Origin of the sequence: Pelagimonas sp. (assembly GCF_050633425.1) — a bacterium.
Classification (GTDB): domain Bacteria; phylum Pseudomonadota; class Alphaproteobacteria; order Rhodobacterales; family Rhodobacteraceae; genus Pelagimonas.
The window spans coordinates 223,304-248,002 of the sequence record NZ_JBOEGM010000012.1 but is presented as its reverse complement, the minus strand read 5'-3'; the positions used below and the strand labels follow the sequence as shown (position 1 = coordinate 248,002).

Sequence of the window (24,699 nt, the reverse complement as noted above, 5' to 3'; positions counted from 1 at the left end):
ATGACGAAGATGACCAAGATGACGAGCGCGAATGCGCTCCCTCTCAACTCGATTCTAGCAGGGGACTGCGTGGAGGTTATGAATAGCCTCCCCGAGAACTCTGTTGATCTGATATTCGCGGATCCCCCTTACAATTTGCAGCTCAAAGGTGAGCTGCATCGCCCAGACAATTCCAAGGTCGATGCCGTGGATGACGACTGGGATCAATTCAGCAGTTTTGCCGCCTACGATAAGTTTACCCAAGACTGGCTCAAGGCGGCGCGCCGATTGCTCAAGCCCGACGGGGCGATCTGGGTAATCGGCTCTTATCACAACATTTTCCGGGTCGGCGCCAAGATGCAAGACGCAGGCTATTGGATCCTGAATGATGTTGTTTGGCGCAAGTCGAACCCAATGCCGAATTTCCGTGGCAAACGGTTCACCAACGCCCATGAAACGATGATTTGGGCCTCCAAATCCGAAGCTGGCAAATACACCTTCAACTACGAAGCGCTCAAGGCGCTGAACGAAGGCATTCAAATGCGCAGCGACTGGGTTTTGCCGATCTGTAACGGCGGAGAGCGCATCAAAAACGAGGATGGCGACAAAGCCCATCCGACGCAAAAACCGCACAGCCTTCTGCACCGTGTTCTGGTTGGGTCGACCAACCCCGGTGATGTCGTTCTGGACCCGTTTTTTGGCACGGGCACCACGGGTGCCGTTGCGAAAATGCTGGGCCGCGATTGGATCGGAATTGAGCGCGAAGAAGCCTACCGCAAGGTTGCGACCAAGCGCATTAACGACATCCGCAAATTCGACAAAGACGCGCTGCAGGTTTCGACCTCGAAACGTGCTGAACCACGCGTTCCCTTTGGCCAATTGGTTGAACGGGGCATGCTACGTCCGGGCGAACAGCTGTGGTCGATGAATGGTCGGCACAAAGCCAAAGTACGCGCTGATGGCACTCTGATTGGCGACGATATCAAAGGGTCAATCCATCAGGTCGGTGCCAAGCTCGAGGGCGCGCCAAGCTGTAATGGTTGGACTTATTGGTGCTTCAAACGTGACGGAAAAACCGTTCCGATTGATATCCTGCGTCAGCAGATCCGGGCCGAAATGAACGAGCGCCCGAATTAATCGGCCCCCTGCGCCCTATCAAACACTTGTAAGAATTCAGAACACCGCCAGTGCCTTGTGACATATCACAGGCACTAACTGGCCCCGCTTGCTCGGCAGGCGGGGCATTTTTCGTCTTTTGTCAGTTCCAGTCGATAAAGTCTTCGAACTGACCCAGCACATTTGACCACATTTTAAAATTATCGACGAAGTTCGTCGTCGACACGCCATAGTCGATGTTGAGATCCATTTGCAAAAACGGGTCCATTTCCTCATCCAGATAGACGGTCGCATAGCGCATATCAGAATTCCATTGGTTGGCGCGTTGCAGAGACATGCCGTTGGTCATGTCATACCCCACCTGAAACTGCACAGTGCGGCAGTTGGCGTTGTCAGTGCAGTCATAAAAGAACAAATCGTAATTGGTACCGTCCAGCTTCCCTTTGATCAGGGGGTCACCGACCTTGTCGGTGGTCACCTCGACTTGGTAGCCCTCAGCCTTTAACAGGTTGGCAAGTGTATTTGCATCAGATGCATCCACCATTGATTGTGCGGACGCAGCAAGTGGGAGCATTAAAAAACCTGCCGAAATCAGAATGTTGCGCATGATGTGACCTCTCAATTGGGTTGTTTTGTTCAATGGATGTCCTGAGCCTAACAATGCGACCCTCATTCGGCAATTCCGGTAAACCTGTCCTGCCAAAGGCGCTTTTCTATTTCAGATGGACCCAATAAGAATGTGGTATGGATATGCGCGCAATCTTGATGGGCCTGATCTTTGCCGCGATGTGGTCTTCGGCCTTTACGTCCGCGCGGATTATCGTCGCCTCGGCCCCACCCTTAACGGCTTTGGCGTTGCGGTTTTTTATTTCTGGATTGATCGCGGTGATTATCGCGCGCTTGCTGGGGCAGACGTGGAAATTGACCCCGGCGCAGTGGCGCGCAACGATCGTTTTCGGGATTTGCCAAAACGCGCTTTACCTCGGGTTGAACTTCGTCGCTATGCAATGGGTCGAAGCGTCGCTCGCCGCCATTATTGCGTCTACAATGCCTCTCTTGGTGGCCTTGGCAGGTTGGTTGGTTTTGCGTGACGCCCCAAAACCTTTGGCGGTTTTAGGGTTGGTTGCTGGCGTTGCTGGGGTCGCATTGATTATGGGAACGCGATTGGAAAGCGGTGTCGATCTGACCGGCGTTTTGCTTTGTATCATTGGGGTTCTGGCGTTAACCGTTGCGACCATGTCGTTGCGCGGCGCGTTGTCGGGTGGCAATTACATGATGATTGTCGGTCTTCAAATGCTTGTTGGCAGCGTGGCTTTATGGCCATTTGCCTTGTCGTTCGAGACGATCCAAGTGACCTGGTCGACCGAATTAATCATGGCGTTTATCTATACGACGCTGGTTCCCGGACTGGCTGCAACCTCGCTTTGGGTTGTGCTTGTCAATCGGATTGGGGCGGTTCGCGCCGCGACATTCCACTTTCTCAACCCATTTCTAGGCGTGGCCTTTGCGGCCTTGTTGTTGGGGGAAGCGCTGCAAAAAACAGACGTCCTCGGTGTTTTGGTCATCGCGGGCGGCATTTTGGCTGTTCAAGTCTCGCGGGTGTCTGAAATACGGAAAATGCGAGATACTTCTGCGACGGAAAGCTGAAGGTGTCCAAGGTTTTTTAACTGCCTGCCTCTACCCATGGTGCTGACTGACTGCATCCGATATGGGGAATTAGTAATGAGCAGGTTTTCGATCCGCACTCAAGTGTTTGCTTTTGCAGGCGCATTTCTGATCTTGATGATAGGCAGCGCGGTAATATCGCTTGTTAGTAACATGCGTGTCGGGGGGTTGGTCACAGATTCAAGTCACGCTTTCGACCTCGATATCAGTATATCCGAAGTGCACTCCAGTACTCAGTCGGCGCTGATAAGCGTTCTGATGATCGACCGGGGGGAGCCGACGGCCTATGACGATTTGGAAAACAACTTGGCGGCATCGATTGCCGGCCTCGATACGGCTATGGAAGGGTTAGTCAATGAATCCAACCATGCAGAGGTTTATGGACCTGTCCATGAGGTTTTGACGGTCGTTCGCGGTGAGCTGAATGAATTGTATGTAGGCGTGCCAAAAATCCGAGAGGCATTGGGGCATGAACGGTCACGGGATTTTCGCAATCGGGTCATCCCTACCTTGCAGAAAAATCTAGACATCCTGATGGAAGAACACATTGCGATGCAAGCCAATGCTGAGAGTACGGGCGAGCATATGATGAGCGTTGTAGACACCAGCACGATGGCCGTTATTGGTGGGTTGATTGCGTCGGTGGTGGGCGGCCTTATCTTGTCTCTGCTCTTTGGGCGGCAGTTGGTCAATCCAATTCAACGTTCGGTCTCTGCAGTAAAACTGATCGCCGCCAAAGACTACGAGAGTGAGATCCCCGATACGGACCGCAAGGACGAAGTGGGGGAAATCGCGCGCCAGCTGGACGTGTTGCGTGGCAAACTGTCAAAAGGGCACGAGGCCTCAAGGCGGGTCAAAACTGAGAACGACAGGCGTGCCGATCTATTTGGTTTGCTTGGCAAAGCGATGAGCAGCCTGAAATCCGGTGAGCTAGAAGACCGTATTCCAAGCAACGATTGGGATGATCTTGGCAAGGACTATGTAAACCTCTGCGAAGACTTCAACGAATTGGCCGGAACCTTGGAAGAACTGGTGGGATCGCTGCGAAACAGTGCGAAAACCGTCGAAGGCAATTCTTGTGAATTGTCGAATATGTCTAATGAAATGTCACGCAGGGCCGAAGTCCAGGCTGCGACGTTGGAAGAATCGGCGGCGGCATTGGATGAATTATCTGAAAGTGTTCAAGGTGCTGCTACTCGCGCCCAGGAAGCCGATGAGCAAGTCGTCGAAGGACGTCGTCGTGCACAAGAAGGCGGCGAGGTTATGACGCAAGCTATGGAAGCAATGAGCTCAATTGCGAAATCGTCCGAACAGATTACGCAAATCATCGGTGTTATTGACGATATCGCATTCCAGACAAATTTGCTGGCTCTGAATGCCGGAGTAGAAGCTGCTCGGGCTGGCGAATCCGGTAAAGGCTTTGCGGTTGTGGCATCCGAAGTTCGGGGGCTGGCCCAACGCGCCGCTGAATCTGCAAGTGAGATCAAAGAGCTTGTGCTCAACAGTACCGCACAGGTGGAAGATGGCGAAAAACTTGTTCAGCAAACATCTCTGACCTTGGGGCAAATTGTTGAGAGTGTGACTTCTGTTTCAGAAATGGTTTCCGGGATAGCCATTTCGGCAAAGGAGCAGGCCAGCGCGGTCCAAGAAATCAATGTCGGCGTCGCAGAACTAGATAAGGTCACTCAACAAAACGCTGCGATGGTTGGGGATGCAACGACCTCTAGTCAAGAATTGAGTCAGGAGGCGTCTCGCTTGACAGATCTATTGGAGAAATTTGCAGGCGTTTCAGATGCTCTAGAGTTGCCGGAACCTGTGCAGTTTGAAGCAATGTCTGACACTCCTGATCATAGCAATGAACGGTCACATGATCACGTCAATCATCGTACTGTACAAAATGATTTCGAAATTGAGGAAAAGTCGGGTTCAAGCGGTCAGAAGCATGCGGAAAACGGAGCCTTTGAAGACACGTCAAATAGCTCATGGGGAGACCAGCCGACACATAGTGCTCCAGTAGATGCCGAAGTTGAAACCTGGGCACATGATCTCCCTGAGCCCGATCCCGTGCCTATGGAACCGCACCAGCCTTTGGCTGCAAATGCAGACCAATGGAAAGAATTCTAGGGATCATTGGGGGCCGATTTGGCCCCCTTCGCCTTCGTTTTGGCCGCGATGTAACAACAAATGGTCGAGCAAGACACAAGCCATCATGGCCTCTCCAACAGGGACGGCCCGAATTCCGACGCAAGGGTCATGTCGCCCCTTGGTAACGATATCGGCCTCTTGACCGTCAATTGTCACAGTCTTGCGCGTGTTCAGGATCGACGATGTTGGTTTGACGGCAAACCGCGTAATGATCTCTTGGCCACTGGAAATTCCGCCCAAAATACCGCCGGCATGGTTTGAGGAAAACTCCGGCCCATTTGTCCCCATCCTGATTTCATCGGCATTTTCTGTTCCGGTCAGCGCCGCTGCTGCCATACCGTCACCGATTTCCACCGCCTTCACCGCGTTAATCGACATCATTGCAGCAGTAATATCGGTGTCTAACTTCGCATAGATAGGCGCACCAAGCCCGACGGGCACACCGCGCGCTATCACTTCAATAACAGCCCCAACGCTGTCGCCAGACTTTCGCAACCCGTCCAAGTAATCCGCCCAGTCTTTTGCGGCGACGGCATCCGGGCACCAGAATGGATTTTGCGAAACTTCGGTCTCATCGAAACGGTTGCGATCAATGCCGCGAGGACCCATTTGAACCATATAGCCTTTAATTTCCACGCCAGGCAAAAGATGCGCCAATACCGCTCTGGCAAGACCACCGGCCGCAACCCGCGCGGCAGTTTCCCGTGCAGATGAACGACCGCCACCTCGGTAATCACGAATTCCATATTTTTGCCAATAGGTTATATCCGCATGGCCAGGGCGAAACTTTTGCGAGATTTCGGAGTAATCTTTGGAGCGCTGATCGGTGTTTTCGATCATCAATTGAATGGGCGTACCGGTGGTCTTGCCTTCAAAAACGCCAGACAAAATTCGAACAGCATCAGCTTCGCGCCGCTGTGTTGTAAACTTGTTTTGTCCCGGCTTGCGCTGATCGAGCCAGACCTGCAACATCTCTTCGGTAATATTGACGCCAGGGGGGCAGCCGTCGACAGTTGCTCCAAGGGCGGGCCCATGGCTTTCACCCCAAGTGGTGACGCGGAAGAGATGACCAAAAGTATTCAGGCTCATTTGCAGGTCTCCTTTGACATGGTTTCCTAGGCCAGAGAGACCAGAGCCTCAAGGGAATTCGCTGGATTTTCGCTTGCACATTGCCCTCCTTCCTCCTAGCGTCGCCGCCACCTCGGGGTGCCTGCCACAGGCTGAGATGCAAATGTGAACCCGTAGAACCTGAACCGGTTAACACCGGCGGAGGGAAGGTCGGGACTTTGCCAAAAGCGGTCTGCACCAACCCATTCGCCGCAATTTTGGAGGAAGCCCATGAAAACGCCCATGAAGGCCTTCACTTTTGCCGCAGGATGTTTGTCAGCCAGCATGGCGCTGGCGGAAACCCCTGCGCTGACAGTTTATGCCCCCGACTACTTTGTTTCCGAATGGGGCCCAGGCCCAAGAATCGAAGAGTTGTTCGAAGCCAAATGCGACTGTGATTTACAGTTTAAACCCGGTGATTTGCTCCCTCGCGTGCTTCTCGAAGGCGACAAAACCGAGGCCGATATTGTTATCGGACTGAACACGGACGTCACCAAAAAAGCCCGTGAATCCGGCCTCTTCGCTCCGCATTCGGTTGAACTCGGTGGTTTGACATTGCCGATTGAGTGGACAGATGACACGTTTTTGCCGTTTAACTACGGCCACACAGCATTTATCTATAACACCACAAAAATCGACGCGGCTCCGACCAGTTTTGACGATCTGCTGAACGCGCCAGATGATCTGCGGTTGGTGATTCAGGATCCGCGAAGCTCCGTTTCTGGTCTTGCGCTCGTGCTTTGGGTCAACGCTGTATATGGCGACAAGGCGGCTGAGGCTTGGTCAAAACTCGCCCCGAAAATTGTCACTGTGACGCGTGGATGGTCAGAAAGTTACGGTATGTTTACCGATGGCGAAGCTGATATGGTTTTGTCCTACACAAGCTCGCCAGCCTACCACATCATCGCGGAAGAGGATGTTACGAAAAAAGCGGCGATCTTCCCAGAAGGTCACTATTTCATGGTTGAATTGGCTGCCAAAATCGCGACCACCGACCAGCCGGAGCTGGCGGATCAATTCATGGAATTTGTCCTGAGCCGCGATTTTCAGGGGATGATTGCGACCGGAAACTGGTCGTTTCCTGCGGCTCTTCCCCATGAGGAATGGCCTGAAGGATTCAAAGAATTAGACCTGCCCGAAAAGGTTTTGTTCTACAACGAAGATGAAGCAGCAGCTTTGCGTGACCAAGCGATTGAGGCATGGCGCAGCGCGCTTTCTCAATAATTGCGGGATTGGCTCTGGCGCTTTTGACGCTGGGGCCAATTGCGGCTGTGCTCGTCCGAGCCGAGGGGCTTGGATCCTTTCGGCCTGGTGACTTTGAAGCGTTGCAATTCACGGTCTGGCAGGCCGCCTTGTCGGGAGTTTTTTCCACCATTTTGGCCGTTCCTGTGGCACGCGCCTTGGCGCGGCGTCAGTTTGTGGGCCGTGGTCTTTTGGTGTCTTTGCTCGGAGCACCCTTCATTTTGCCGGTGATTGTCGCGGTCATGGGCTTGATCGCAGTTTTTGGCCAAAACGGTTTGCTCAATACTGCCTTGGCCTTTTTAGGTGGCCCGAGGTTGGACATTTATGGGCTACATGGCGTGGTTTTGGCGCATGTGTTTTTCAACCTTCCGCTGGCGACGCGGATGCTTTTGCAGGCTTGGCTGTCGATCCCAAGTGAACGGTTTCGGCTCTCGGCGTCCTTGGGTCTAAGCCCTTGGGGGCAATTCGTGACCTTAGAATGGCCCTTGATCAAACGAATAGCGCCAGGGGCGTTTGCCATCATTTTTGTGATCTGTCTGACCAGTTTTGCCGTTGCCCTCACGCTTGGTGGCGGGCCACGGGCGACGACGGTCGAGCTGGCAATCTATCAATCTATGCGGTTTGATTTTGATCTCGGACGGGCTGCGATGCTTGCGCTTATGCAGCTGGGTTTGGCTGTAATTGCTGGTGTCATTGCGCTTCGTTTGGCCCCGGCGCAGAGCTTTGGGGTTGGCCGCGGTCGTTCCGTTCCGCGCTGGGATGGCCAATCAGTTTTTTCCAGACTTTGGGACAGCGCTTGGATTTTCGCCGCTGCCGCGTTTTTATTGATCCCACTGGCGCTGGTTGTGCTCAAAGGCTTGCCCGGCCTGTTGGATGGTGCCGGGCAGGGGACGTTGATTGCGGCCAAGCATTCAATCTTGGTGGCGCTGACCTCAACAGCGCTGAGCATGGCATGGGCCTTGCCGCTTGCCAATCGCAAGGGCGAACTGCTGTCTGTCGCGGCCATTGCAATGTCTCCCTTGGTGATTGGCACAGGCTTGTTTTTGATCCTGAGGCCCTTTGTGAATCCGTTCAGCATGGCCTTGCCTGTTACTACGCTGGTCAATGCGATGATGGCTTTGCCCTTTGCTCTGCGTATCCTGCGTCCAGAGGCCGAGGCCGTCCATCAGGATTTTGGGCGCTTGCGGGCAACGTTACGGATGACGCCTTGGGCGTGGTTCCGCTTGGTTTGGATGCCCCGCCTCAAGCGACCGCTTGGTTTTGCGGCCGGATTGACTGCTGCGCTCGCGATGGGCGACCTTGGGGTCATTGCGCTCTTTGCTGATCCAGATCGTGCGACTTTACCGTTGCAAGTCTATCGTTTGATGGGAGCCTATCAGATGGAGGCGGCTGCAGGGGCGGCGCTTTTATTGTTGATACTGAGTTTTGGATTGTTCTGGCTGTTTGATCGCGGGGGGCGCGTGGGTGCTGACACTTGAAAACCTAGATGTGCTTATGGATGGCACTCGTTTGACCGGCACCTTGTCTCTGGCTCCGGGGCGGCGGGTTGCAGTGCTAGGCCCTTCGGGAGCAGGCAAGTCGACTTTGCTTGATGTGATCTCGGGGTTTCGTGGCGTGCAATCTGGCACGGTCGGCTGGGCCGGGGCTGATCTGACGCCCTTGCCGCCGGACAAAAGGCCTGTGTCGATCCTGTTTCAAGATGGCAATTTGTTTCCGCATTTGACGGTGTTTCGCAATCTGCTTTTGGCACTCAAGCCTGGAGGTCGACGTGCATCGCCACAAGACCGATTGCGCATTGAGGGTGCGTTGAAACGGGTTGGCTTGGCGGGAATGAGCGATCGTAAACCCGGCACTCTTTCGGGCGGGCAACAAGGCCGGGCGGCTTTGGCGCGGGTGATGTTACAGGCTCGGCCAGTCATTTTACTGGATGAGCCGTTTTCCGCCCTTGGTCCCGCGCTTAAGGCCGAAATGCTGGCACTGGTCCGCGATGTCGCCAGCAGTTTGGGGGCTTTGGTCGTCATGGTGACCCATGATCCCGGCGACGCCCGTAGTTTTGCTGATGACGTTGTTCTGGTGGCGGATGGCGTGGTGCATTTGCCAGTGGCGACAGCGGCGTTTTTCGCAAATCCGCCTGATGCTTACCGAGAATATGTTGGCGAAAATTGACTCCTAAAAGAAAAAGCCCCGCCAGATTGGCGGGGCTTTTCTATGTGATTTGAGACGCGTTTACGCTTCGTCTTTGCGACCGTATTTGACCGGCTTCCAAAGACGCTTGTTGGTCAGATACAGCAGAACCGCGAGGACCGAAAGGAACAGAACGGCGGTGAAGCCAGCCTGTTTGCGGGCCATCATCTTAGGCTCAGCTGCCCACATCAAGAAAGCGGCAATATCCTGCGCTTCGTGGTGCAGGCTGGTGGAATGACCATCGGCATATTCCACGTCTTCACCATAAAGTGGCGGTGCCATTGAAATCCAGCCACCTGGAAAGGCGGTGTTTTCATAGAGCGTGGTGCCCGCTTCTTCTTTTTCTTCGCCGGTGTAACCGGTCAGAAGCGAAGCGATATACTCAGGGCCACCAATACCTTTGAAGAACTGGTTGATACCAAGGCCGTAAGGGCCGTGGAAGCCGGCACGCGCCTTGGCCATCAAGGTCAAGTCAGGTGCACCAGCGCCGGTGTTGGCCGGGAAGTGATCCGCCGGTTTGGCGGGCCGGAAATCATCCAGACCTTCATCAAAGATTTCAAAGTTCTGCTCCGCATAGGCGCGCACTTCGTCTTCGGTGAAAGATGGACCACCGGGGTCGCCCAAAGTCCGGAACGGCACGTATTTCAAACCGTGGCACGACGCGCAGACCTCAGTGTAGATCTGTAACCCGCGTTGCAGCTGGTGCTGGTCGTAGGTGCCAAAAGCGCCTTCAAACGAGAAATCGAAATCCTCGATGTGACCCGCGTCGCCTGCGGCCATGGCTCCACCGGAGCCAATGACCAGAGCCGTGAGGGCCGAGAGGGTGAGTTTCTTAAACATCTCTAACGATCCTCTTACTCAGCCGGGGTATCGGCGGATTTGCCGTACATGTTGTTGAAATCTTCTTCGATGGTCGCAGGTGGGGTCAGCGGCTTTTCGATCACGCCCATCAGCGGCAGGATCACCAAGAAATAGGCAAACCAGTAAGCCGAAGCGATCAATGAGAAGGTCGCATAGGGTTCTTCTGCGGGCATTGCACCCAGCCACATCAGCACGACAAAGTCGACAACCAGAAGCCAGAACCACCATTTCAGCATCGGACGGAAGCGGGCCGAACGGACCGACGACGTGTCGAGCCAAGGGGCCAGCGCCATCACAGCAATCGCGGCGAACATCGCGATAACACCAAAGAATTTGGCGTCGATGATGCCACCGGTGATGAAGGATGCGAACTGAACAACCCAAACCTCAGAGGTGAAGGCACGCAAGATCGCATAGAAGGGCAGGAAGAACCATTCTGGAACGATGTGTGCAGGTGTCACCAGCGGGTTGGCTTCGATGTAGTTGTCTGGGTGACCCAGATAGTTTGGCATAAAGCCAACAACCGCGAAGAAGATCGCCAGAACAACAACCAGCGCGAACAGGTCTTTGATGACAAAGTATGGCCAGAACGGAAGCGTGTCTTTCTTGACCGACTCTTTGCTGTCTGTTCGGACATCAACACCGGTTGGGTTGTTGTTGCCTGTGGTGTGGAAGGCCCAGATGTGGACGACAACCAGCGCGGCAATCACAAACGGCAGGAGATAGTGCAGCGAGAAGAAGCGGTTCAGTGTGGCGTTGTCCACAGCAGGCCCGCCCAGCAGCCAAGTTTGGATCGCTTCGCCCACAAATGGGATCGCGCCGAACAGGCCAGTGATAACGGTTGCACCCCAGAAGGACATCTGTCCCCAAGGCAGAACGTAGCCCATAAAGCCTGCGCCCATCATCATCAGGAAGATCAGCATGCCGATGATCCATGTGATTTCACGTGGAGCTTTGTATGAACCGTAATACAGGCCACGGAAGATGTGGATGTAAACAGCAAAGAAGAACAAAGCCGCGCCGTTAGCGTGCAGATAACGCAGCATAAAGCCGCCGTTCACGTTACGGGTGATATGTTCGACCGAGGCGAAGGCCAGATCAACATGCGGCGTGTAGTGCATCGCAAGGATGATGCCGGTGACAATCATGTGCACCAGACAGTAGGCCAAAACGATACCCCAAATCCACCACCAGTTCAGGTTCTTGGGGGTGGGGATCATAATGGTGTCATAAACGAGCCCAACGACGGGCAAACGCTTGTGTATCCACTTTTCGATGCCCGTTTTGGGCTCGTATGTGTCGTGCGGAATTCCGGACATATGCGCGTTTCCTTATCCCAGCAGAATTGTTGATTCGTCGACAAACGCCGCCGGTGGGACCGGCAGGTTCTCAGGCGCAGGACCTTTGCGAATCCGGCCAGAGGTGTCGTAGTGCGAGCCGTGGCAGGGGCAGAACCAGCCATTGTATTCGCCAGCGCCATCGCCCAGCGGAACACAACCAAGGTGGGTACAAACCCCCATCATCACCAGCCATTCGCCTGTGTCTTCACCGCCATCAAATGGGGCAAGCGAGCGGTTGCTGTCTTCGCCATCCGCACCGTCTACGCCATTGGCGTTACGGGCGTCATTGTCGATGAGTGTCGCGAGATCAACCTCAGCGGCCTCAGCGATTTCTGCTTCGGTACGGCGGCGGATAAAGACCGGCTTTCCCAACCACTTAACGGTCAGCTGTGTGCCGACCTCGATGCTGGACACATCGACGCGAATGCTTGCCAAGGCCAAAACATCTGCGGAAGGGTTCATTTGGTTGACCAGGGGCCATGCGGCGGCACCTGCGGTGACTGCTCCTGCGCCGGCTGTGGCGTAGTAGAGAAAGTCCCTGCGGGTGCCTTCGTGATCGTCTGCGTGTGACACGAGGTTTGCTCCATTGCTATTGCTCGGGGCCGAGAGAATCGACCGCAACACAAAAAGAGCCGCTTGAAAGAGGCGGCGTTTCCGGAGCGTTGTTTAGCGACAGGTCTTTGAGGCGTAAAGAACACAAAGACCCGAGTTTGCAATAAGCGCGGATGTGTCGCGGTTGCATGACAGGTGGGGCAGGCATAAGTCGAGACCCAGACATTGGAGAAGCGAAGATGCGGTATTTGATTCTTTCGGCGGCATTGCTTGGAGCGACCGTCAACCCAGCGCTGGCAGAAGTGGAAGTGTCCTTTTACACGGGATGGCAAACGGCCCCTCATAGCCGCGCCACAGGCGAGATTCCTGAAGGCGGCGCAACTGCGGCACGTGAATATGCTGCGCTCAGTTCCGCGGATGGGGCACCAGCACCCGGCGAAAGCTTCAACGAGCTTCTGGGTTGGGAAGGCAAATCTAATCAGATGCCTCCTTATTACGGTATGCGCGCCACGTGGTGGAAGAACGACAAAATCGGCTACGGCATCGAGTTTTCGCACAACAAAGTCTACGCTGTCCCTGAAGATCGGGAAAAGCTTGGTTTTTCCCGCCTTGAGCTGACAGACGGTTTGAACATTGTAACGGTCAACATGTCGCGGCGCTGGATTGATCAATGGGGCGCGATAACCCCGTATGTCAGCGGTGGCTTGGGTGTTGCGATCCCGCATGTGGATGCAAAACATGACGAATCCGGCTCAACGACCTTTGGCTATCAGGTGACAGGCCCGGCGATGCGTCTGACGGCTGGTGCCAGCTATGCGTTGAACGACCGCTATTCGATCTTTGGCGAGTACCAGTTCACCTATTCCAGCAATGACATTGAATTAGATGGCGGCGGAAGTTTCAAAACCGACATCAAAACAAACGCGCTGAATATTGGTGTGTCCTACAGTTTCTAACTTTGCGGCGTGTCGTCGTTAAAAGGGGCGGGTTTTTCCGCCCCTTTGTTATGGAAGACGTTTTGTGGAAGAACGCGATTAGCCGTGTGGCGCGGTCTCTTGCATCGCAGGGCGCTCCGAAAACCCTTTTTCCCAGGCCGCCAGTGCGTCGCGACCCTTGCGCCAATCACGGTCGCCAAGACGGAAATCCAGATAGCCAAGCGCGCAGCCAACTGAAACATGCCCCATATCGAGTGGGCCATAAAGGTGGCTCATCCAGCGGGTGTTCAAGGCATCAAGCGCGCGTTCGATCTTGTCCCATTGGCTGGCAAGCCATTCTTGCGAAACGATGGCTTCATCCCGGAACCGCATTTCATAAACCATGGACACGGCGCACTCCATGATACCATCGCCAGTGGCTTCAAGCGTCAGAGTGTCCCACAAACGCTCTTGTGGGTAGAGCCCGGCGTCAACACGCGCGTCTAAGAAACGGCAAATCACCCGGCTGTCATACAAGGTCGGCGCATCTGGGCGTAGCAAAGCCGGAATTTTTCCAAGGGGATTGGCGGTCTTCAATTCGCCATCTGTGGCCATTGGCGTTGTATGGACGTTGATTTGCTCGACCGCGTCCAATTGATCGGTTTCGCGCAGTAAAACACTGACTTTGCGAACAAAAGGTGAGGCGGGAGAATGGAAAAGCTTCATATCAATAGGTCCTGTGCTGGCCCGTCCGAAGGGGATCTAAACCGCAACCTAAGGCTTTGCGCCCGCAAAGCAATTGCTCAGCTTAAAAACTCAACCTGATTTTGCCTTTGGGTGGGTTGCTTCGTAAACCTTCATCAGATGGACCTGATCCACCGCCGTATAAGCTTGGGTGGTCGACAAGGAGGCATGGCCCAGCAATTCCTGGATCGCGCGCAAATCGCCGCCCGCAGACAACAGATGCGTCGCAAAGCTGTGGCGCATCGCATGCGGTGTCGCCGTGGCGGGCAGACCTAGCTGCAAACGCGCCTGTTCTGTGACTTTGCTGATCAAGCGCGGGTTCAATGGCCCGCCGCGTGCTCCGCGGAAAATCGCATCACTGGGACCAATATCAAACGGGCACTGGGCCATATACCGGGCCACCGCATCGCGCGCGACGGGCAAAACCGGAACCACACGCTCCTTGCCGCCCTTACCGATAATCCGCATCGCTTCGCCCAGTGGCACATCGCGCCCCACGAGACCAAGCGCTTCGGAAATGCGCAAGCCGCAGCCATACAGCAGAGTGACCACCGCGGCATCGCGCACCCCGATCCAGTCTTCGCGCGATTGCACCGCAACGGTGTCGATCATGGCGCGCGCGGCATCTTGGGCCAAGGGGCGGGGCAGTTTCTTTTGAAACTTTGGGGCACGGGCCAGCAAGACGGCAGTGGGTTCAAACCCTTCGCGTTCCGCCAGCCAGCGGTAAAAGCTCTTCACCGCCGACAGTTTGCGCGCAACCGATCGCGACGCAGTGCCGTCACTGCGCAGGTGCGCCATCCAACTGCGCATGTCTGACGTTGTGACCTGCGACAGCGGGGCAAGGCCCTGCGGCTCTGCGTGGTGGGCCGTCAAAAAGGCGATAAAATCCATCACATCGGTCTGATAGGCGGTGATGGTATTATCCGCCGCGCCTTTTAGAGCGCGGGCATTGTCCAGCCAAGTTTTCAGCGCATCCCGCGCTGCCGGTGATATCAGCAGAGAGGCCTGCGGGCTCACGACAACCAGCGGCGCATTGTGCGCTCAAAAACGCCAGCAAAGAATGCCAGCAAATCGGTGCCTTGTTGCGGGGTGAACATATGGGGATCTTCAGAACCCATCACCAAAAGACCGGGCAGACGGCCGGGGCCAAAGTCCAGACGTAAACAGGCTTCTGAGCGAATCCACTCCGCTTTTTCACCGTAAATGCGGGCATCACCCTGATCCAATTGTCTGAGAGTGACTTGTTTCAGCGGCGCTTCGCGACCTGCTGCCACAAATGCTTCGACAAAACCGGGTTCTGACACCGACAAAACGTCACCAACACGTTTCACCACGTTTTCGCCGTCTGCGGCACCGGTTTCCAGCACCAGTTTGATCATATCAACCCGCAAAATCTGAGCGACTTCCGTACCGAGATCCTGGAGGAACGGTTCAAATTCAACCGGGTCCAGCAGGCGCAAGACTGCGCGGTGTATCTGGTTGGTGCCTGCTAGGTTTTCGTAGGCCGCCGCAATAACTGAGCGATGCGTGTCTTCCAGCCGATCCAGCCGCGTTTCCAGCCGCTCCATAGCGATGCCGCGCAGATCGATAATATTACCACCCATCGCCCGCTCATTTGCGGCAATCAGCGCATGCATCAAGTCCTTGTCGTCCAAAATCATATCGGGACGCGAGATGATGTTTTCGCGGAGGGCATCCTCGATTCGCTGCGTGCTGCTCATGGTTGTACGGCCTGTGTCTCAATTGCTCGGGTCGCGCATATGCCGCCTTGGGGCGATCTTGGCGCGGGTTACGTCTTGTTTGGCCCCGCAACGCCGGTGCTGTCAAGGTTTTAGCGGGTCGATCTGCGTGCTCTGAGTGCTGGACAGACGCCAAATCCGTGTCACTATAGAGATATAGGGAGAGAGCCATGCCAAAAATTTCAGCGGGCACAGATGCCCAAACCGTCATTACGACCTTTGAAACCAGCCCAGGCACCTGTCAGGATCTATTGGATGCACTGACCGATGCCTATGCCAATTTCATCTCAAAGCAGCCGGGGTTCATCGCAGCAGGGCTGCACGTCAACGACGCGCAAACCCGGATTGCCAATTATTCGCAATGGCACCGCCGCGAAGATTTTCAGGCGATGTTGCGCAGCAGCGAGATGCGCGAACGCAATCGCCACATCTCTGACTTGTGCCGCACGTTTGAACCGGTTCTATACGACGTGGCCGCGACCTTCTAGGCCGCCACCGAGGCCGGGTCATGTGCCATCGTCAATCGAAACCCAATGCCGCGCACGGTCTCAAGCTCAACAGCGCCTTGCGTGGCCTTGAGGCAGGCGCGAATGTTGCAGGCGTAGACGTCAAAAACCCGGCCTTCTGGTTCATCGCCAAGCCCATAGAGATGGGTCATCAACGCTTCTCGTGAGACCAATTGGCCGGGGCGCAGGGCAATATATTCCAGCATTTCATAGATTTTAGGGCTAAGCTTGACTGGGCATCCGTTGATATGGGCCTTGCGACTGTTAAGCCCAAGGGTCAGCGGGCCAAATTCCAAAACCGGTGTCGGGCAGCCCAAGGCACGACGTGCAATCGCCATCAAATAGCTGTTGATTTCCGCCGGTGCGCAAGAGGGGTCGATGATCGCATCAGCCCCTTCGGACAGCCAATCGGCGCGTTGCTCTGATGTCGCATCTGGGGCGAGCAAAACGATTGGAACCTGCCCGGCGTCACGGCGCAGCCCGCGCAACGTCACCCCATTCAGGTTGAGTTGATCTGCTTCGATCAGCAACAAATCCGAAAGATTGACAGACAGGTAATGCGTCAAGTCCTCGGGCCGATCGGTCCGCGTCAATAGCGTGCCAGTGGCCAGAATTTCTTGTGCCAGGCTCATCATGTCCCAGCTTGTTTCAGCAATCAAATAGCGCATGTAAATCCTCCCGTTTCCAGAGGTCCCTTTGGCCGTTGTGGTCCATAAGGAACCACACACATGGCGTTCGGGATCCAGATCAGCGCCTTCTGACTGCGAGATGGATCAAGGTGACTGCGTTCTGCAGCTGACCCTATGAGTAGGCATGGAATATGGAAAAAATGTGGCACCATTGCGGATTTGATTTGTCGGTGCAGGACTGACCTGTGTCAAAGCGCGGGTGCTGGGTGTCGGGCAAAATCGGCGCAGGAGGACAAACAGATGTATAAACGAATTCTGGTTCCTGTTGCATTCGAAGATGGCAACGACGCCAAAATCAAAGGCGCAACTGAAATCGCTCAGGCCTTGGCCGAAAGCGGTTCCCGTATCACGTTTTTGCACGTGATGGAGCAAATTCCCGGATACGCTATCAGCTATCTGCCTGCCGATTATTCCAATCAGGTGCGCAAAGCCATCGAAGACGAAGTCGCAGGTATGGCGGCCAAAGTCGACGGGGGCGTTGGGTTGGTCGTAGAAGGTCATTCGGGTCGCACCATTCTTGACTGGGCCAAGGACAATGACAGCGACCTGATTGTGATCGCGTCGCATCGGCCGGGTATGCAAGACTTGTTGCTTGGCTCAACCGCAAGCCAAGTTGTGCGGCATGCGGCTTGTGCGGTGCATGTTCTTAGATAGTCGAGAGACGTCCTAAGGTGTCGGAAGCTCCAAATCCGGGCGGGCGGTGTAGTCAAAACGTGACAGTGCCGGCTGCCCGTTCATTTCATAGGCATAGATGAAAGTCTTGGGCAGCCCGGTGTCGGTGGCGATCATATATTCAACCTCAAGCTGGCTTTGCCATGGTGGAACAATATCAATGGTTCCGCTGACTATTTCATAGGCTTTTCCATCTATCTCAACGCGTTCGCAATAGGCCTCTAGGATGTTTTCCGACTGGGCTTTGCGGGTCGTTTTAAGCCCTTTAACATATGCGTCAAGGTCGGTGCTATAAAGCAGCTTCCAACCGCCATTACCGTCTGGATGATAGGTGCCTCCATTATAAAATAACGTGTCGGGCATGCCTTTTGGTTCAATCGTGGTGATCAGCGAATGGGTATCGGACATAAACAGCTGATGTGTGATCGACGCCATATTGCCGATCTTACCACTGGCGGAGGCTTCATAGGGCACGTTTGCATAAAGCGGCTTGGCCAAAATATAGGCCAATTCGTCATGGCACGGGTCCGCCAATACGGGCAGGGGAACAAGGGCAAGGCAAAGGCAGCGGGCAAAGAGCATGGGAAAACCTGTTCAAAAATGATTTGCCATAAGCCTAGCAGCCCAAAGCCAATGACGTAAATGGTTTCCTGTTTACGACGCGGATTGCGCAAATAGCGCGATATCGCCAAATCCCATTGTCTGAAGCGCTTGCCCCGCATGCCATGCGCGCAGACCCGTTTGGCAGGCCAAAACAACGCGGGAGTTCGGGTCAAGCTGGGTGGTCTGAATGTCTTGGGGCAAGACCCGGCGCGCCTGTGGGGCGAATGGTGTTGGGCTTTCTTGCTCGGACCGCAATTCAATCAATTGATCGCCATGAGACAATGCGCTGGCATCAACAAACCCAATGGCAGCCTCTGGTTCTTCTGCACCGGAAAAGTCAAACCCGCCAAAGCCGAAATTCTTGGCGTCAAGGGTGAGCAATCGGCCAAGCGGGGTTGGATCTTGCCCGCTCAAATAGGCCAGCGCCATTTGTGCCTGTGTTGTGCCGACCATTCCCACAACCGGACCCAACACACCGTTTTGCGCGCAACTCCCGGCCGTGCTTGGCAGGTCGGGAAACACCGCGCGGATCGAGGGGGCGCTGCCGCAATACCCGCCGACATATCCGGTCTGCCCCAGAACCGAAGCGCTGATCAGCGGAAGGCCCGCCGCCAAGCACAGGTCAGACAAAATGTAAGACACCGCAAAGCTATCCGCCGCATCAATCACCACGTCGGCCTGTGAAATCGCCATCTTTGCCGTTGTGGGCGACAGTCGATAGACCTGCGGATGCAGTCGCGGATAGGGATTGGCCGCCCGGAGATGTTCACACGCCGCGATGGCTTTGGGCCGTCCAATATCCTCAAGCCGATAAAGGGGTTGCCGGTGCAAATTGCTCTCTTCAACGTGGTCATGATCCACGATGGTTATGTCACCGACCCCAGCCCCGCAGAGATACTGGAGCACCGGCGATCCCAACCCGCCTGCACCAACGACCAGAACATGGGCCTGCGCCAAAGCGCGCTGCGCTTGCGTGCCAATCACCAGTTCCTGCCGGGCATAACGGCTCATGATGCGCAGGCCTTGACCCATGCGCGGGTGCGTGCCTCTGGATCATCGTCCAGCAAAATATCGGTCACAACTGCCGCGCTGTCCGCCCCGGCCTCCAACACCGCTACAGCACGCTCTGGAGTCAAACCACCAATCGCCACCAATGGTGTCGTTCCGGCGATTTTTTTCCATCCGCTGACCCGCGCCAATCCCTGTGGCCCCCATTTCATTTTCTTGAGCCGGGTTGGATAGACCGGCCCGAGCGCCACATAGGCCGGGTCATGCGACAGCGCTCGATCAAGCTCGCTCTCATCATGGGTCGATAGGCCAAATTTCACCCCCGCGCGACGTAGGGCGGCAAAGTCGGCATCGTCCATATCCTCTTGACCCAAATGCACAAAATCACATCGAAGGTCCAAGGCCGCTTGCCAATAATCATTGACCACCAGTTGCGCTTTGTGAACGGCGCAAAAATCGCGGGCACGGGTGATTTGCCGTCGGATTTCTGTCTCAGGCTCCTCCTTGATCCGCAATTGAACCAGTTTCGCACCCTGGGGCACCAACAGTTCAAGCTGCGAGACATGCCCAACAATCAGATAAAACCGTTCCATCATATCAACTCCGCCATACCCAGAATTGGGGTCGAAGGCACCGCCATATCGCGCGGCTCGATTGGGTCTGCGATGAACCCTGCAAGTCCGGCATCAATCGCTTGGCGCATCGCGGCGGCCATGCCGACCGGGTCACCAGCCTTGGCAACTGCGGTGTTCAACAGCACTGCATCCATGCCGAGTTCCATCGCCTGCGCCGCATCCGACGGCCGCCCGATCCCGGCATCAACGATCAAGGGAATATCGGGGAAATGCGCGCGCATCGCCCGCAAGGCATCCGGGTTGCGCAAACCTTGCCCCGACCCAATCGGCGCGCCCCAGGGCATCAGCACCTCACATCCGGCATCGACCAGCTTTTCGCCAACCACCAGATCATCGGTTGTATAGGGAAAGACCTGAAACCCGTCTTGCGCCAAAACCCGCGCCGCCTCGACCAATCCAAAGACATCCGGTTGGAGGGTGTCGGAATGGCCGATGACCTCAAGTTTGATCCAATTGGTCCCAAACACTTCGCGCGCCATCTGTGCCGTGGTCACCGCTTCTTGCGCAGTATGACAACCGGCGGTGTTGGGCAGGATATGACAGTCAAGTTCGCGTAAACTTTGCCAAAACCCTTCGCCCGATCCGTCCGCGCCTTCCCGGCGCAGCGACACGGTCACGATCTGGGTCGCACTTGCACGAATGGCCGCGCTCAGGATTTTCGGCGACGGGTACTGGGCCGTGCCAAGCAAGAGCCGCGATGTGATGTCGGTTCCGTAAAACTGCATGGCCTAGCCCCCTTGCATCGGCGCAAGCACTTCAAGCGCATCGCCGGATTTGAGTGTGGTTTTGGCCCGCGCGGCCTTGGACACGAAACTCCCGTTTAGTGCCGTTGCGATCGCGGGCGAGGTGTAGCCAAGTTCAACCAAGGCATCGGCCAGGCTGTCGGTTTGAACCTCAACAGGGTTCGCATTCACTTTGATCAACATCAGCAGGTTCCTGAAAAAATTGAGTCGCAAGACGTTTTGCCATCGCTGGGGCAAGCAAGAAGCCGTGGCGGTAAAACCCGTTCACATGAGTTGTGGGGCCAGTTTGCGTTACCCGTGGAATGTTATCGTCGTAGGCGGGGCGCAGGCCGACACCGGTCTCGATCACCGAGGCTTCGCCAAAACCGGGATGCAAGGCAAAGGCCGCGCCAAGCAGTTCAAGCAAGGATCGCACTGTAATTGGACGCGCGGATGAGCTTTCGATCATCGTGGCCCCGATCATGTAAACCCCATCGCCCCGAGGCACGATGTAAACCGGGATCCGCGGATGCAAAAACCGGACGGTGCGAGTTAGCTCTACGTCTGGTGCGTCAACGATTACCATTTCACCGCGCACCGGTCGCAAACCGGGCAGATCAGCGGCCATGCCGCGACAATCCACATCAACCGTCGCTGGGGCTGGGCTGTTGTAGCGAATGGACACCCCGAGATCCTGCACGGCCTTGGTCAGATCAATCAGCGCTTGGCGTGGGTTCAGATGCGCCTCATCCTCAAAGAAAAGCGCTTGGGTGAACCGCCCTTCAAGCGCGGGTTCTTTGGTCGCGATCTCATCACGGGCCAAGAAAACATGGTGTGTGGTGCGCCGTGCAAAACGCGCAAGCTCGGCCCGATCGCGGCTTGGCGCAACGACAAGCGTGCCGCGTTCGGTCACGGGGGTGATGTGACGCCACCACTCTAGCGCACCAGCGCCAAGGCGTACGACCTCATCTTCGGCACTTTCTCCTTCACACCACGGGGCCAACATGCCGCCTGCGAACCACGAACAGGCGTTGTCGGCGGGGGCTGCGCCGGATTCAAAAACCGTCACATCCGCCCCCCGTTTTGCCAATTCATAAGCGCAGGCGAGGCCGGAAACACCGGCCCCGGCGATAGTGATCATTCGCCCGGTTCCAATTCACCTTCGGTAACAGGCACATAGAGCTTTCCGCCCTCACGGAACTTGGCGGCCATCGCCTCCATGCCCTCTTTTTGCGCTTCGGCCCGGATGTCGTGGCTGATCTTCATCGAACAGAATTTTGGCCCACACATTGAGCAGAAATGCGCAACCTTATGCGCCTCTTTGGGCAGTGTCTGGTCGTGGAATTCCCGCGCGGTGTCGGGGTCAAGCGACAGGTTGAACTGGTCTTCCCAACGGAATTCAAACCGCGCCCGGCTTAGGGCATCATCCCGACGCTGCGCACCGGGCAGGCCCTTGGCCAAATCGGCGGCATGGGCCGCGATCTTATAGGTGATCACCCCGGTTTTCACGTCATCCCGATCAGGCAAGCCAAGGTGCTCCTTGGGCGTGACATAGCACAGCATCGCACAGCCAAACCAACCAATCATCGCCGCGCCAATGCCGCTTGTGATGTGGTCATAGCCCGGCGCAATATCGGTGGTCAGTGGCCCAAGCGTGTAAAACGGCGCTTCGTGGCAGCATTCCAGCTGCTTATCCATGTTTTCCTTGATCTTGTGCATGGCGACGTGGCCGGGGCCTTCGATCATCACCTGACAATCTTTGGCCCATGCAATCTTGGTCAGCTCACCCAGTGTTTCCAGCTCGGCAAACTGTGCTTCGTCATTGGCATCTGCGATAGAACCGGGGCGCAAACCATCGCCCAAGCTGAACGACACATCGTATTTGCGGCAGATGTCGCAGATTTCATCGAAATGCTCATAGAGGAAGCTTTCACGGTGATGATGCAGGCACCATTTCGCCATGATCGAGCCGCCCCGCGACACGATTCCGGTGACGCGCGCTGCCGTCATTGGCACCATGTGCAGGCGCACGCCAGCGTGGATGGTAAAATAGTCAACGCCTTGTTCTGCCTGCTCAATCAGCGTATCGCGGAACACGTCCCATGTCAGATCTTCGGCAATGCCGTTGACCTTTTCCAAGGCCTGATAGATCGGCACGGTTCCGATGGGGACAGGGCTGTTGCGGATGATCCATTCACGGGTGTTGTGGATGTTGCGGCCGGTGGACAGGTCCATCACCGTATCGGCACCCCAACGGATCGACCAGACCAGTTTGTCGACCTCTTCTTCCATGCTCGACGATACTGCCGAAGTGCCCATATTGGCGTTGATCTTGACCAAGAAGTTGCGGCCAATGATCATCGGCTCAAGCTCGGTGTGGTTGATGTTGGCTGGGATGATCGCCCGGCCCGCTTCGATCTCGGAACGCACAAATTCCGGCGTCACATAATCGGGGATATTTGCGCCAAAATCATTGCCATCGCGGTGGCAGGGGGATGTTTCGCGCAGTTGGTTTTCGCGGATTGCGATATATTCCATTTCCGGTGTGATGATCCCGGCACGGGCATAGGCCAGCTGCGTTGGCGCGGCCCCATCCTTGCCACGCAAAGGGCGCGGTTTTACCGGAAACTCGGGTGTCAGGCGGTCACCTTCTACAAACCCGTTATCGGCCGAGGTGATCTCGCGCCCTTCGTATTCTTCGACGTCACCACGGGCCTCGACCCAGGCGCGGCGCAATTGGGGCAGACCCTGTTTGATGTCGGTCAAAACCTCAGGGTCTGTATAGGGGCCCGAGCTGTCATAAACCGGCAGCGGCGCTTCACCCGCCGTTGGGTGCGTTGCGATTTCGCGCATCGGCACGCGGATATCAGGGTGCATCTCGCCGCTCACATAAATCTTGCGCGACGCAGGCAATCCGCCTGTGGTGATCTTGGGATTAGGGACGTTCATTTCGGTGCTCCTCAAGCGATCCACTCAAAAAGACACCAGATGAATGAGGGCTTGGGAAACAGGAGGTGTACAGGCCCCCTTGGTCAGCAAACGCCCAAATTCAGAGGAGCGACCCCCGCGTTGGTGCGCGCTTAGCTTCCTACGCCAGTATCAACTGGGTCAGGTTCAAAGGGTCGCGGCACCGGGTTTCCCCTGATCCGCCTCTCAGTTCCTTTGGCGGAACTCCCCTGCGTAAGGGCTGAGTAACCGATGCCATTGAGATCGGTCAACAGGAAATCTTCTAGAGGTAATGATGCCTTGAGTATCAATTTTCATGCATTTTCGGGTTTTCTTGTACCTAAGAGAGAAAGACAGGCAAAATTGCTTTTGCTCATCTGCCGGGTGTGTGAAGGTGAGGGTTGGATGAATCTATGGGTGAAGCGCGATCAAACCCTCGGGTTTTGTCGGTTCCATTGCCGCAGTGCCAAACTGATGGTCGACAAGTTGTCGACGTGGCTCTAGTCTCAAAAAATGAACTGGCGACTGGGCTGTGACTGAAACATGCGAGAATAAGATGCGAACGACCGCTCCTGACAAACCCAAAAGAGAGTCTTCCACACGGGTTACACGTGGGGCAGGGGCCAAACATGTTTATGAAACCCTGCGGCAGGAAATTCTAACGTTGCAGCTGGCTCCTGGTGTGCCGCTGGATGAAACCAGCCTGGCCGAGCGGTTCGTCATGTCGCGCTCGCCGATTCGCGAGGCGCTGGTGCGCTTGTCTGCGGATGGTTTGGTCGACATGTTGTCAAATCGCTCAACCCTCGTCGCGCCGGTCAAGCTTGAGGAATTCCCGCGCTATGTTGAGGCCTTGGATTTCTTGCAACGGATCAACACGCGATTGGCCGCCAAGAATCGCACCGATGAAGATTTATCCACGATGACGCGCCTTGCATTGGCGTTTGAGGACGCCTGTGATGCCGAGGATCATTTCCTGATTTCCGCCACCAACCGGGATTTTCACACCGCAATTGCGGCTGCCGGTCGGAACCCGTATTTGGCAAAAGCCTATGAACGGCTTCTTGATGATGGCCGCCGGATTTTGCATTTGCACATTGATTACGTTCGGCAATCGGACAAAAATAATCTGCTCACCCAAGCTCACTTTGACCTGATCGAAGCCATTTCCGCGCAAGACGTCAATCTCGCGGATCGGCTCGCACATGAGCACAGCAAACAGTTCCACGATGGCTTTCGTCGCTTTCTCAAAGCAGAATACACCCAAGATTTTGAGTTTGAACTAGAGTGAGGTCGAGGGGCTCGGTCCCGTTCATGGTCGGTGGTGATGAGG

26 protein-coding genes and 2 riboswitches are annotated in these 24,699 nt (G+C 55.5%); of the genes, 10 read left to right on the top strand and 16 right to left on the bottom strand.

The window, feature by feature from the left end:
• The gene (locus ACRBB0_RS10360; RefSeq protein ID WP_431374359.1) at positions 1-1,116 is read left to right on the top strand and encodes a site-specific DNA-methyltransferase; all 1,116 of its coding nucleotides are present in this window, start codon (positions 1-3) and stop codon (positions 1,114-1,116) included.
• 121 nt (positions 1,117-1,237) lie between these two features.
• Here the strand turns inward: ACRBB0_RS10360 and ACRBB0_RS10355 are convergent, their stop codons facing one another.
• Positions 1,238-1,702, bottom strand: a complete 465-nt coding sequence (locus ACRBB0_RS10355; RefSeq protein WP_431374358.1) for a YbjN domain-containing protein — start codon at positions 1,700-1,702, stop codon at positions 1,238-1,240.
• 137 nt (positions 1,703-1,839) lie between these two features.
• Here ACRBB0_RS10355 and ACRBB0_RS10350 point away from each other — a divergent pair, with 137 nt between their 5' ends.
• Positions 1,840-2,742, top strand: a complete 903-nt coding sequence (locus ACRBB0_RS10350) for a DMT family transporter (RefSeq protein ID WP_431374357.1) — start codon at positions 1,840-1,842, stop codon at positions 2,740-2,742.
• 75 nt (positions 2,743-2,817) lie between these two features.
• Positions 2,818-4,884 (top strand): methyl-accepting chemotaxis protein, encoded by a 2,067-nt coding sequence (locus ACRBB0_RS10345; protein ID WP_431374356.1) that lies wholly within the window; start codon positions 2,818-2,820, stop codon positions 4,882-4,884.
• Positions 4,885-4,887: 3 nt separating this feature from the next.
• On the opposite strand, the gene aroC is transcribed toward ACRBB0_RS10345, so the two are convergent.
• On the bottom strand, positions 4,888-5,994 hold the full coding sequence (aroC, locus tag ACRBB0_RS10340; protein WP_431374355.1) for a chorismate synthase: 1,107 nt from the start codon (positions 5,992-5,994) through the stop codon (positions 4,888-4,890).
• Positions 5,995-6,097: 103 nt separating this feature from the next.
• A riboswitch (TPP riboswitch) is annotated at positions 6,098-6,197 on the top strand.
• Between the two features lie 46 nt (positions 6,198-6,243).
• On the opposite strand from aroC, the gene ACRBB0_RS10335 reads away from it, so the two are divergent.
• Genes ACRBB0_RS10335 through ACRBB0_RS10325 form a run of 3 tightly spaced genes read left to right on the top strand, consistent with a single transcriptional unit; the run spans position 6,244 to position 9,420 of the window.
• Positions 6,244-7,236 carry a thiamine ABC transporter substrate-binding protein gene (locus tag ACRBB0_RS10335; RefSeq protein ID WP_431374354.1) on the top strand — a complete coding sequence of 331 codons (993 nt, stop codon included), beginning with the start codon at positions 6,244-6,246 and terminating at the stop codon, positions 7,234-7,236.
• The gene (locus ACRBB0_RS10330; protein ID WP_431374353.1) at positions 7,212-8,732 is read left to right on the top strand and encodes a thiamine/thiamine pyrophosphate ABC transporter permease ThiP; all 1,521 of its coding nucleotides are present in this window, start codon (positions 7,212-7,214) and stop codon (positions 8,730-8,732) included. Before ACRBB0_RS10335 ends, ACRBB0_RS10330 begins: the two co-directional genes overlap by 25 nt.
• Positions 8,719-9,420, top strand: a complete 702-nt coding sequence (locus ACRBB0_RS10325) for a thiamine ABC transporter ATP-binding protein (RefSeq protein ID WP_431374352.1) — start codon at positions 8,719-8,721, stop codon at positions 9,418-9,420. The genes ACRBB0_RS10330 and ACRBB0_RS10325 overlap by 14 nt, the downstream gene beginning before the upstream one ends.
• Positions 9,421-9,480: 60 nt before the next feature.
• Here the strand turns inward: ACRBB0_RS10325 and ACRBB0_RS10320 are convergent, their stop codons facing one another.
• The 3 genes from ACRBB0_RS10320 to petA are packed head-to-tail and all read right to left on the bottom strand — an operon-like array spanning position 9,481 to position 12,212.
• Positions 9,481-10,278, bottom strand: a complete 798-nt coding sequence (locus tag ACRBB0_RS10320; protein ID WP_431374351.1) for a cytochrome c1 — start codon at positions 10,276-10,278, stop codon at positions 9,481-9,483.
• Positions 10,279-10,292: 14 nt separating this feature from the next.
• A complete protein-coding gene (gene petB, locus ACRBB0_RS10315) occupies positions 10,293-11,618 on the bottom strand; it encodes a cytochrome b (RefSeq protein ID WP_431374350.1) in 1,326 nt (441 codons plus the stop codon).
• 12 nt (positions 11,619-11,630) lie between these two features.
• A complete protein-coding gene (gene petA, locus ACRBB0_RS10310) occupies positions 11,631-12,212 on the bottom strand; it encodes a ubiquinol-cytochrome c reductase iron-sulfur subunit (protein ID WP_431374349.1) in 582 nt (193 codons plus the stop codon).
• 218 nt (positions 12,213-12,430) lie between these two features.
• On the opposite strand from petA, the gene ACRBB0_RS10305 reads away from it, so the two are divergent.
• A complete protein-coding gene (locus ACRBB0_RS10305) occupies positions 12,431-13,147 on the top strand; it encodes an outer membrane protein (RefSeq protein WP_431374348.1) in 717 nt (238 codons plus the stop codon).
• A 78-nt stretch (positions 13,148-13,225) separates the two neighbouring features.
• Here the strand turns inward: ACRBB0_RS10305 and ACRBB0_RS10300 are convergent, their stop codons facing one another.
• The 3 genes from ACRBB0_RS10300 to ACRBB0_RS10290 all read right to left on the bottom strand — a co-directional run bounded on the left by ACRBB0_RS10300 (position 13,226) and on the right by ACRBB0_RS10290 (position 15,570).
• Positions 13,226-13,831, bottom strand: a complete 606-nt coding sequence (locus tag ACRBB0_RS10300; RefSeq protein WP_431374347.1) for a glutathione S-transferase — start codon at positions 13,829-13,831, stop codon at positions 13,226-13,228.
• Positions 13,832-13,921: 90 nt separating this feature from the next.
• On the bottom strand, positions 13,922-14,866 hold the full coding sequence (locus tag ACRBB0_RS10295; protein WP_431374346.1) for a tyrosine recombinase XerC: 945 nt from the start codon (positions 14,864-14,866) through the stop codon (positions 13,922-13,924).
• A complete protein-coding gene (locus ACRBB0_RS10290) occupies positions 14,863-15,570 on the bottom strand; it encodes a DUF484 family protein (protein ID WP_431374345.1) in 708 nt (235 codons plus the stop codon). Before ACRBB0_RS10290 ends, ACRBB0_RS10295 begins: the two co-directional genes overlap by 4 nt.
• Before the next feature lie 188 nt (positions 15,571-15,758).
• On the opposite strand from ACRBB0_RS10290, the gene ACRBB0_RS10285 reads away from it, so the two are divergent.
• A complete protein-coding gene (locus ACRBB0_RS10285) occupies positions 15,759-16,076 on the top strand; it encodes an antibiotic biosynthesis monooxygenase family protein (RefSeq protein WP_431374344.1) in 318 nt (105 codons plus the stop codon).
• Here ACRBB0_RS10285 and ACRBB0_RS10280 read toward each other — a convergent pair.
• Positions 16,073-16,762 carry a winged helix-turn-helix transcriptional regulator gene (locus tag ACRBB0_RS10280; RefSeq protein WP_431374343.1) on the bottom strand — a complete coding sequence of 230 codons (690 nt, stop codon included), beginning with the start codon at positions 16,760-16,762 and terminating at the stop codon, positions 16,073-16,075. The genes ACRBB0_RS10285 and ACRBB0_RS10280 overlap by 4 nt on opposite strands.
• A gap of 261 nt (positions 16,763-17,023) precedes the next feature.
• Here ACRBB0_RS10280 and ACRBB0_RS10275 point away from each other — a divergent pair, with 261 nt between their 5' ends.
• Positions 17,024-17,437 (top strand): universal stress protein, encoded by a 414-nt coding sequence (locus tag ACRBB0_RS10275; protein ID WP_431374342.1) that lies wholly within the window; start codon positions 17,024-17,026, stop codon positions 17,435-17,437.
• 12 nt (positions 17,438-17,449) lie between these two features.
• Here ACRBB0_RS10275 and ACRBB0_RS10270 read toward each other — a convergent pair whose 3' ends face one another.
• The 7 genes from ACRBB0_RS10270 to thiC form a co-directional block, all read right to left on the bottom strand.
• On the bottom strand, positions 17,450-18,037 hold the full coding sequence (locus tag ACRBB0_RS10270; protein ID WP_431374341.1) for a hypothetical protein: 588 nt from the start codon (positions 18,035-18,037) through the stop codon (positions 17,450-17,452).
• 72 nt (positions 18,038-18,109) lie between these two features.
• On the bottom strand, positions 18,110-19,069 hold the full coding sequence (locus ACRBB0_RS10265; RefSeq protein ID WP_431374340.1) for a ThiF family adenylyltransferase: 960 nt from the start codon (positions 19,067-19,069) through the stop codon (positions 18,110-18,112).
• Positions 19,066-19,659 carry a thiamine phosphate synthase gene (locus ACRBB0_RS10260; RefSeq protein WP_431374501.1) on the bottom strand — a complete coding sequence of 198 codons (594 nt, stop codon included), beginning with the start codon at positions 19,657-19,659 and terminating at the stop codon, positions 19,066-19,068. The genes ACRBB0_RS10265 and ACRBB0_RS10260 overlap by 4 nt, the downstream gene beginning before the upstream one ends.
• Positions 19,659-20,426, bottom strand: coding sequence for a thiazole synthase (locus ACRBB0_RS10255; protein WP_431374339.1), 768 nt, complete (start codon positions 20,424-20,426; stop codon positions 19,659-19,661). Before ACRBB0_RS10255 ends, ACRBB0_RS10260 begins: the two co-directional genes overlap by 1 nt.
• A gap of 3 nt (positions 20,427-20,429) precedes the next feature.
• Entirely contained in the window at positions 20,430-20,627 is a 198-nt protein-coding gene (thiS, locus tag ACRBB0_RS10250; RefSeq protein ID WP_431374338.1) for a sulfur carrier protein ThiS, read from the bottom strand.
• A complete protein-coding gene (locus tag ACRBB0_RS10245) occupies positions 20,596-21,564 on the bottom strand; it encodes an FAD-dependent oxidoreductase (protein WP_431374337.1) in 969 nt (322 codons plus the stop codon). The genes thiS and ACRBB0_RS10245 overlap by 32 nt, the downstream gene beginning before the upstream one ends.
• Positions 21,561-23,372, bottom strand: coding sequence for a phosphomethylpyrimidine synthase ThiC (gene thiC, locus ACRBB0_RS10240; protein ID WP_431374336.1), 1,812 nt, complete (start codon positions 23,370-23,372; stop codon positions 21,561-21,563). Before thiC ends, ACRBB0_RS10245 begins: the two co-directional genes overlap by 4 nt.
• A 119-nt stretch (positions 23,373-23,491) precedes the next feature.
• A riboswitch (TPP riboswitch) is annotated at positions 23,492-23,611 on the bottom strand.
• 314 nt (positions 23,612-23,925) lie between these two features.
• Between thiC and ACRBB0_RS10235 the strand changes: the two genes are divergently transcribed.
• Positions 23,926-24,657, top strand: a complete 732-nt coding sequence (locus ACRBB0_RS10235) for a GntR family transcriptional regulator (RefSeq protein WP_431374335.1) — start codon at positions 23,926-23,928, stop codon at positions 24,655-24,657.
• Positions 24,658-24,699 lie beyond the last annotated feature (42 nt).